The following is an 8,863-nucleotide window of genomic DNA, read 5'->3' as shown; positions in this document are numbered from 1 at the left end:
TTATTTAATGTGATTAACACCTTATTTATAAGCGTGGTTTTTATGGTTTCTTTTCTAAACCGAACAAATAAATAACATTTATTAAATTAACCTTAATTGAACCTGTTTTTCAGAAAAATCTCTTTCTAAACCCTGCTGTGCAAGGGATCACAAGTTCCCGGCAAACATGAAGATCGGCAAGAAAAAGATGATATATTGCTATCTTCTGTTGCTGCCGTGCGTGAGAGTAATGAAAGTATCATTCCAAATAAAACTATTTATTTCGTTGGTTGTCTTTTTCTCTGTGCTGTTTGCATTGCTCGGTAGCTATTATTATATCGATGTAGGTAAACAGCTATATCAGGAGATGAGCGGACGAGCAAAAATACAGGCAGAAGAAATAGCCATCATCCCCAGTTTACGTAAACAGGTGGCGGATAAAAACATCCCCGCAATCCATGAATTCATGCAGAAACTAGCTGCCCGCAGCGATGCCAGCTTTATCGTGGTTGGTGATAATAAAGGCCTACACCTGTACCATTCGGTATTTGACGATCGGGTGGGCAAGACGCTGGTCGGCGGAGATAACGCAGAGGTACTGCAGGGGAAAAGCACCACCACCATTCGTCAGGGCGGCCTGGGTATTTCGCTACGCAGCAAAGCGCCCATTTTCAATGACAATGGCGAGGTCGTGGGCATTGTCTCGGTCGGCTATCTCACCAGCTATCTCGACACCATTACCGTCAGCAAAGTGGTCAATATCCTGATTGCCGCCGTGCTTCTACTGGTCGCGCTGTTTATTTTCTCGTGGTTTTTCACCCGCAGTATTAAGAAGCAGATTTTCTCCCTCGAACCGCGCGAGATTGGCCTACTGGTACGTCAGCAAAAAGCGATGATGGAGTCTATCTACGAAGGGGTTATTGCCATTGACGATAATCTGCGTATTGAGGTGATAAACCAGGCGGCAAGAACGCTGCTTGGCCTCAGCCTGCCCGCGCGCGAGCTACGCGGCCAGCTGATCGATGAAGTGATCGCGCCGATGCCCTTTTTCTCCCGTGAAACCATGCTGCGACAGGATACCCACGATGAGATCTGTCACTTTAACGACCTAACGGTGATCGCCAGCCGCGTGCGGATCATGCTGGAGGACTCCCTGCAGGGTTGGGTGATCACCTTTCGCGACCGCAACGAGATCGACTCGCTTAGCGCCCAGCTAAGCCAGGTCAAACGCTACGCCGATAACCTACGCATTATGCGCCATGAGCAGTTGAACCGTATGACCACCCTTTCGGGTTTACTGCACATGGGGCACTACGACGAGGCCATTCGCTATATTCAGGCGCAGTCCGAGCACGCCCAGGAGCTGCTGGACTTTATCTCTTCACGCTTTAGCTCGCCGACGCTGTGCGGCCTGCTGCTGGGGAAAGCCGCCCGCGCCCGTGAGAAAGGCGTGGCGCTACGCTTCGATCCCGGCTGTTCGATGAGAGAAGCGTTTACGCCGTTGGCGGAATCCGAGGTCATTTCGATTATTGGCAATCTGCTGGATAACGCCATTGAAGCCACCCAGCGCGCGCCGCTGCCTCATGAACCGGTGGAGGTTTTGATTCTGCTTAACGAAAGGGAGCTGATCATTGAAGTGGCCGATCAGGGGATTGGTATAAAACCGGAGATCCGTGAACGGATCTTTGAGCGCGGCGTAACCACTAAAACCCAGGGCGATCATGGTATTGGGCTGTATTTGATCGAAAGTTACGTTACGCAGGCTGGCGGTCTGATAGAAGTGGCCGATAACCCCCCCCATGGCACCATTTTCTCGCTGTTTATTCCCGCAACGGGAGACGCCCGGTGTACCTCACAAGAACTGGAAGATACCGACTATGCAACATGAACTTATTGATGTACTCATCGTGGAAGATGAGAGCGAACTGGCTGAGCTACACGCGGAGCTTATCAGCAAGCACCCGCGTCTGCGGCTGGTAGGCATTGCGGCTTCGCTGGCCGAGGCGCAGGCGCAGCTGGAGAGCAAGCAACCGCAGCTGATGCTGCTGGATAATTATTTGCCGGACGGTAAGGGGATTACGCTTATCAGTAACCCCATGTTGCTCCGCGCCAACTGCTCGGTCATTTTTATCACCGCAGCGAGCGATATGGATACCTGTAGCCAGGCTATTCGCAACGGCGCGTTTGATTACATCCTCAAGCCGGTGTCGTGGAAACGTCTTAGCCAGTCCCTGGAACGCTTCGTGCAGTTCGCCGAGCAGCAGCGGGTATGGAAAATAGTCGACCAGCAGAACGTCGACTCACTCTACCAGCTGCAGGCGAAAAACTATCGTCAGGACAACGGCAGCAAAGGAATTGAAGAAAATACCCTCGCGCGCGTGCAAAAGCTGTTTAACGATCGGATGACACACTGTTTTTCAGTGGATGAAGTGGTCAGTGAAACCGGGCTCAGTAAGACCACCACCCGGCGCTATCTGGAACACTGCGTGGAAGCGGGATTTCTCAGCGTCGAGATGCTGTACGGTAAGATTGGTCACCCACGCAGGATGTACCGCCGCAGCGCCGCATGATCCCCCCATCCCACACGGATGAGGGGAAACTGCACCCTACTTCAGCACATAGCCAAACAGCCGCATAATGCCGTCAGCATCTTTTTCACTGTACACACCCTGTAGCTCCGGCGAGAAGCCGGGCAGCAGGTTGACGCCCTCTTCCAGCGCCAGGAAGTAACGCTGCACCGCGCCGCCCCACACTTCACCCGGCACCACACACAGCACGCCCGGCGGATACGGCAGCGCGCCCTCGGCGGCAATACGCCCTTCCGCTTCGCTAATACGCACCAGCTCGACGTTACCGCGAATAAACTCACTGTTGGCGTCCTGCGGGTTCATCGCCACTGCCGGCAGGCTCTCTTTGCGGAACATCGCTTTTTGCAGATCTTTGACGTCAAAACTGACGTACAGATCGTGCATCTCCTGGCATAGTTCACGCAGGGTGTAGTCGCGATAGCGCACCGGATATTTGTTGTAGATAGTCGGCAGTACGTCCGCCAGCGGCGTGTCGTCTTCAATATGCTGCTCAAACTGCCCCAGCATCGCCACCAGCTGCGCCAGCTTCTCCGACGTTTCGGCCGGGGTAAGCAGGAAGAGGATCGAGTTCAGATCGCACTTCTCAGGGACGATACCGTTCTCACGCAGATAATGGGCCAGAATGGTCGCTGGAATTCCAAATTCGGTATAGCGGCCTGTTTGAGCGTCGATCCCCGGCGTGGTCAGCAGCAGTTTGCACGGATCGACAAAGTATTGATCCTGCGCGTAGCCGTCAAAACCGTGCCAGTGCGCGCCCGGTGCAAAGCTAAAGAAGCGGCGTTCGCGGGCGATCGTCTGGGTGGGATGATCCTGCCACGGACGGCCGTCAACGATCGGCGGGATAAACGGCTGGATCATTTTACAGTTCGCCACGATGGCCTTACGCGCGTCGATCCCTAATTCCACACACTCCGCCCACAGTCGGCGGCCGCTCTCGCCCTGATGAATTTTGGCGTTAATGTCTAACGCCGCAAACAGCGGGTAAAACGGGCTGGTTGAGGCATGCAGCATAAAGGCGTTGTTCAGACGCTTGTGCGGGCAAAAGCGCGCCTGACCGCGAATATGATTATCTTTTTTGTGAATCTGCGACGTCTGCGAGAATCCAGCCTGCTGCTTGTGCACCGACTGGGTAACAAAAATGCCCGGATCGTTTTCATTAAGATCCAGCAGCAGCGGCGAGGTATCCGCCATCATGTCGATAAACTGCTCGTAGCCCACCCATGCAGAATCAAACAGAATGTAGTCACACAGATGGCCGATTTTATCCACCACCTGCCGCGCGTTGTAGATAGTGCCGTCGTAGGTACCCAGCTGAATAATCGCCAACCGGAACGGGCGTGGCGCATCGGCCTTTTGCGGCGCGACTTCGCGGATGAGCTCGCGCAGATAGGCATCATCAAAACAGTGCTCATCAATCCCGCCGATAAAGCCGAACGGGTTACGCGCGGCCTCTAGATAGACCGGCGTCGCGCCAGCCTGAATTAGCGCACCGTGGTGGTTGGATTTGTGGTTGTTGCGGTCAAACAGCACCAGATCGCCACGGGTCAGCAGTGCGTTGGTCACCACTTTGTTAGCCGCCGACGTACCGTTTAGCACAAAGTAGGTTTTGTCAGCATTGAACACCTTCGCGGCAAACTTTTGCGCGTGCTTGGCCGAGCCTTCGTGGATCAGCAGGTCGCCCAGCTTGACGTCGGCGTTACACATGTCGGCACGGAAGACATTCTCGCCGAAAAACTCGTAGAACTGGCGGCCCGCCGGGTGCTTTTTAAAGAACGCACCGTGCTGATGCCCAGGGCAAGCAAAGGTGCTGTTGCCCATCTCAACGTACTGGCTCAAGGTGTTGAAGAATGGCGGCAGAAGCTCCTCTTCATAGCGGCAGGCCGCCGCTTCCAGCTCAAGCCACTCCTGCTCTTTCCCGCTTATTACCGCATCAACCCCCTCAGGGGCAGCGATAGAGTCCGTCGTCAGCACAAACACCGGCAGATGAAAACCGGTACGTTTGAGGAGTGCCAGAATGCCGCTGTGGCTATCGGCCACCGTAATGACGACTGCTGCCACATCGGTAAAGTCGGTACTATCCAGCGCCACCACGCTGCGATGGGTGGATAGACGAGAGACCAGTTCACGACTGGCAGCAATGTGCATTGATTTCATAAGCGCAACGACCCGTTGAGGGTGAATAAAAGCCCCGGGCAAAGCGCCTGGCTTTGCCCCACGAAGCGTCTGGGTGCAGCTGGATTACAGCTCCGACCGCCAGACATCAGTAAAAGCAGACATGGTCTAATTTTACTGTTGTCCTGCAGTGAGCGTGCGTTGCCGTCACCGCATGATGAGCGGGGAGTACGACGCAGAGAAATGGGAGAGCCTTCGCAAGGCTGCGAAGCGGCATTGGCGTTGTAATGGCAAGGATGTCATTGCAGGCTGCCCCCATCAGGAAAGGAGAAATTTCGCGCAATCATTGCACCTTTCGCCAGAGGGCGCAAGACGAAATCTTTATGCATTCACATCAAGGAAAAACCACCACTGAACCGATTAATCGGTCCATAATAATGCAAAATTCAGAGATAAATATCAGGAGTGAATGTGGTTATTGGACCTTTTATCAATGCCAGCGCCGTGCTGGTTGGCGGGCTTCTCGGCGCGCTGCTGAGCCAGCGTTTGCCAGAACGCATCCGAGTTTCCATGACCTCAATTTTTGGCCTGGCATCGCTGGGGATTGGCCTGCTGTTGGTTATCAAATGCGCCAATATGCCGGTCATGGTGCTAGCCACCCTGGTCGGGGCGTTGATTGGTGAGTTTTGTTACCTGGAAAGAGGCATTAACAACGCCGTATCCCGAGTGCAAAAACGGATGCTCAAACCCGGGAAAAGCAGTCAGCACGAGAATTTTATTCAGAGCTTTGTCGCCATCATCGTGTTGTTTTGCGCCAGCGGCACCGGGATTTTCGGTTCGATGCATGAAGGCATGACCGGCGACCCCACCATTCTGATTGCCAAGTCGTTTCTCGATTTCTTTACCGCGATGATCTTTGCATGCTCGCTGGGTTTTGCCGTCTGCGCCATCAGCGTACCCATGTTAATCATCCAGCTGTCTCTGGCCTTCTGCGCCTTTTTGATTCTGCCGCTCACTACCCCAGCGATGATGGCCGATTTCACCGCCGTCGGTGGTTTACTGCTGTTAGCTACCGGGCTGCGCATCTGCGGTATCAAGATGTTTGCGGTGGTCAACATGCTGCCTGCACTGCTGCTGGCGATGCCGATTTCCGCCGCATGGACGGCATTTTTTGCCTGAAAAGTCGTGCTAACTGCGTGAAGTGGTGATAGATTGTGCAACTCGCCGCAAATTTTATAAATTTCGTTGACGAGTCGAGGCGATTACGGTTTAATGCGCCCCGTTGCCCGGATAGCTCAGTCGGTAGAGCAGGGGATTGAAAATCCCCGTGTCCTTGGTTCGATTCCGAGTCCGGGCACCACTATTTAGAAAAACCAGCCTTAGGGCTGGTTTTTTGCTTTCTGGGGTTCCGGTAGATATCTGGTCGTGTCGACCACAGGAGACACTGCTTTTACACCTTGGGCCCCACCTGAGCATTGCCCTTTATAGATGCTCCTCCGGTCACTATGCCAACCTCTGCTGGTCTTCACTCTGCCAATAAATACTATTTCCACTAGGTATACCTATTGGTGAATTGATCATTGCAAGGCAGAATCCGGCCTTTGTCCGGTCAGGAGAAGACAAACAGCATCGCTTCACTTCGGAGCTCTGCAAAACACTACCGCGCCGGTAGGCTTGCTCAACCCTTCACAATCCCGGAAAGTATTCCCGGCCATGCTCACGGCTCTCAATAAAATCGGTTATCAGCCCTCAGTCAACCAACTTACTCCCCACCACTGTTAAGCCTCCAGTAATTGATGTGTGAATCGCCCACTCTTTAAATCACTCTTCAAAGTAAACCCTTTGCCCAAAAATAAACCTGAACTTTTTTCCGTTCTGGTCAGTGTAGATTGTGGGCTGCAGCTCACAGTTCTCCTCTGGCATTTGAGAGGGGTTTTCAATCTGATTCAGTAGCTCCTTCCAAGTCACACGGCCCGGTTCCCCGTAACGAGGACGTTTCAATGCTTCCTGAAAGGTTCCACCATTTCCAGCAGAACGCCCCGCGTTTACATTGGCCTGTTGCCGTTGCCACTCAGCGTAATCGTCGTAATCACTCATTAATCGCCCTCATTCGGGTGCTCAATTTCCAAATCTCGTGGACTGACCCCACGTCCGTAGACAAATTCTGCCCTCACGACGAGGCCTGTTCAAAGGCCTCCGGACTGACGCCGCCGAGATGACTGTGGCGCCGGGCCCGGCTGTAGAACACTTCAATGTAATCGAAGATATCGGCGCGGACCAGATCCCGGGTTTTGTATATTCTCTTCCTGATGCGTTCTTTTTTCAGTGAACTGAAGAACGATTCGGCCACCGCATTATCCCAGCAGTTGCCACGCTGGCTCATACTCGGGGCTAGGTTATTGGCCCGGCAGAAGCGCTGCCAGTCGTCACTGCCGTACTGACTGCCCTGGTCTGAGTGCACGATGACCTCGCCGTCCGGTTTACGTCGCCAGACGGCCATCATCAACGCGTCTAGTGCCAGTTCGCGTGAGAGAGTGGGCTTCATCGACCAGCCCACCACGTTACGGGCGAAGAGATCGATAACCACTGCCAGATACTGCCAGCCCTGCCAGGTGCGGATATAAGTAATGTCGGTGACCCAGACCTGGTTGGCCCGGACAACAGTAAACTGCCGCTGCGCGCGATTAGGAGCAACGACTGAAGGTCGGCCAGCGATACGACGTGGCGCTTTATAGCCGCGTACGGCTTTGATCCGGTTCAGTTGCATAATACGACCCACCCGGTTTTTGCCGCAGGTTTCCCCGATTTCGTTCAGATCGCCATGAACCCGCCGGCAACCGTATACACCTCCGCTCAGTGAATATGAGTCACGGATAAGCGTCAGCAGGCGCTGGTTATCTTTATCACGCGCCGAGACCGGGTTGTGCAGCCACGCGTAGAACCCGGCCCGGGCGATCGTCATCACACTCCATACAGAGCGGTGCTCATTGATAAAGCGGTACTTCAGTCGGGCTCCCTTGCAAAGTACCGCGCGGCCTTTTTCAGGATATCCCGTTCCTCTTCGGTACGTTTTAGCTGCGCCCGGAGTTTCAGGATCTCGCTTTTGGCTTCCAGTAAATCCCGGGCATGCTGCTCGCTGTTATCCGGTTTGATAGCCCGTAGCCACTTGTAGAGGCTGTGTGCAGAAACGCCCAGACGGTCAGATACTTCGGCAACGGAATAACCGCGTTCCGTGATCTGACGGACGGCTTCTTCCTTAAATTCAGGTGTAAATCGTGGTGTGCCCATATGCTCCCCCTATGCTCAAACTATAGGGCAGGATCGTCTACCGGGGTGGAGTCAGTCCAACATAAGCATTTATCAGTTCAGTTTTATCATTAAAGTCAGAACAAATGGTGAGAAGATAAAGCACGGTCTTCTTGTTAACTTCAGGAAAAACATAGCAAGACAGGTTTCATCCCTTTGTACATCCGCGATGCGATTCTACCCGAATGAAAGACACAAACCGAGCCGTCAGATTTTTAGATGCATAAATAAAATTCGTGACATTCATTATATATAGAAAGATAATTAGTGATGCATTTCAGATAGTAAACCTTAATATTCCAATATCAAGGCGAGGGTTATACTAAACAAGTTAACTTTCGCCACAAATGAAATTAATAAAAAGCATTATAAATGCCAATTTATTTAATCATTCACTTTCAAGTTCAAGCACACCCAGAGTATAGTCATATCCTTCAGTTGCAACAAACACATGTTCAATTAAATGTAAATCTTTCGACTCATCAGGAAACCATAAATTCGCTGGCTGTTTTTTACTTTCACCAACAGGATTCGTTGATAATGAGGACATTAATGAACCATCTGGAATTGATATAGGTGGAACACCTTTTGTTTTAATATATACTTTGCTTTTATATGCTTTTTGGTTAGAGGAAGCCCATAAAATCATACCATCCCTAGCTGCGACAACTACAATTCGCTTTGGAAGAATTTCCTTCAATTTCAACGCTGCAGCCATAAGAGATACATTATATCTATTGGCGCAGTGAATAAGTAATTCGATACTAAATTGCTGATGAGATATTTGTTTTCTACAATCGTCCAAAGGCATTAAAAGATATGATGCAAATGTATCTGCCTCATTTTCTATATCGCGGACTGGGTGATGCTGCCAACTT

7 protein-coding genes and 1 tRNA gene are annotated in these 8,863 nt (G+C 52.1%); 4 read left to right on the top strand and 4 right to left on the bottom strand.

Annotation, left to right across the window (positions count from 1 at the left end; all coding sequences use genetic code 11):
• Positions 1–229: 229 nt before the first annotated feature.
• Positions 230–1,867, top strand: a complete 1,638-nt coding sequence (locus tag LZ634_RS21640; RefSeq protein WP_234508799.1) for a sensor histidine kinase — start codon at positions 230–232, stop codon at positions 1,865–1,867.
• Positions 1,857–2,549 (top strand): response regulator, encoded by a 693-nt coding sequence (locus LZ634_RS21635; RefSeq protein WP_234508798.1) that lies wholly within the window; start codon positions 1,857–1,859, stop codon positions 2,547–2,549. Before LZ634_RS21640 ends, LZ634_RS21635 begins: the two co-directional genes overlap by 11 nt.
• Before the next feature lie 36 nt (positions 2,550–2,585).
• Here the strand turns inward: LZ634_RS21635 and LZ634_RS21630 are convergent, their stop codons facing one another.
• A complete protein-coding gene (locus LZ634_RS21630; RefSeq protein WP_234508797.1) occupies positions 2,586–4,721 on the bottom strand; it encodes an ornithine decarboxylase in 2,136 nt (711 codons plus the stop codon).
• Positions 4,722–5,150: 429 nt separating this feature from the next.
• On the opposite strand from LZ634_RS21630, the gene LZ634_RS21625 reads away from it, so the two are divergent.
• On the top strand, positions 5,151–5,858 hold the full coding sequence (locus tag LZ634_RS21625) for a DUF554 domain-containing protein (protein WP_234508796.1): 708 nt from the start codon (positions 5,151–5,153) through the stop codon (positions 5,856–5,858).
• A gap of 105 nt (positions 5,859–5,963) precedes the next feature.
• Positions 5,964–6,039: transfer RNA gene (locus tag LZ634_RS21620), tRNA-Phe, on the top strand.
• Between the two features lie 461 nt (positions 6,040–6,500).
• Here LZ634_RS21620 and LZ634_RS21615 read toward each other — a convergent pair.
• From LZ634_RS21615 to LZ634_RS21605, 3 genes are all read right to left on the bottom strand, one after another.
• Positions 6,501–6,776 (bottom strand): hypothetical protein, encoded by a 276-nt coding sequence (locus tag LZ634_RS21615; protein ID WP_234508795.1) that lies wholly within the window; start codon positions 6,774–6,776, stop codon positions 6,501–6,503.
• A gap of 73 nt (positions 6,777–6,849) precedes the next feature.
• A protein-coding gene (locus LZ634_RS21610) for an IS3 family transposase (protein WP_234508794.1) occupies positions 6,850–7,967 on the bottom strand; the annotation gives its coding sequence in 2 pieces (ribosomal slippage) (positions 6,850–7,721 and positions 7,721–7,967; 1,119 coding nt in all).
• Positions 7,968–8,373: 406 nt separating this feature from the next.
• The coding region (locus LZ634_RS21605) for an ImmA/IrrE family metallo-endopeptidase (protein ID WP_234508793.1) at positions 8,374–8,863 on the bottom strand (490 nt) is incomplete at its 5' end.

This window comes from Kluyvera intermedia, from assembly GCF_021440345.1.
GTDB lineage: Bacteria > Pseudomonadota > Gammaproteobacteria > Enterobacterales > Enterobacteriaceae > Kluyvera > Kluyvera intermedia_A.
Note: the sequence above shows the minus strand (reverse complement) of the source record. Positions and strands in the feature narration are given on the sequence as shown.

Bases quoted from the DNA above. Each gene is read 5' to 3' on its own strand.
- LZ634_RS21640 (WP_234508799.1), top strand. From the start codon at position 230: ATGAAAGTATCATTCCAAATAAAACTATTTATTTCGTTGGTTGTCTTT.
- LZ634_RS21635 (WP_234508798.1), top strand. From the start codon at position 1,857: ATGCAACATGAACTTATTGATGTACTCATCGTGGAAGATGAGAGCGAA.
- LZ634_RS21630 (WP_234508797.1), bottom strand. From the start codon at position 4,721: ATGAAATCAATGCACATTGCTGCCAGTCGTGAACTGGTCTCTCGTCTA.
- LZ634_RS21615 (WP_234508795.1), bottom strand. From the start codon at position 6,776: ATGAGTGATTACGACGATTACGCTGAGTGGCAACGGCAACAGGCCAAT.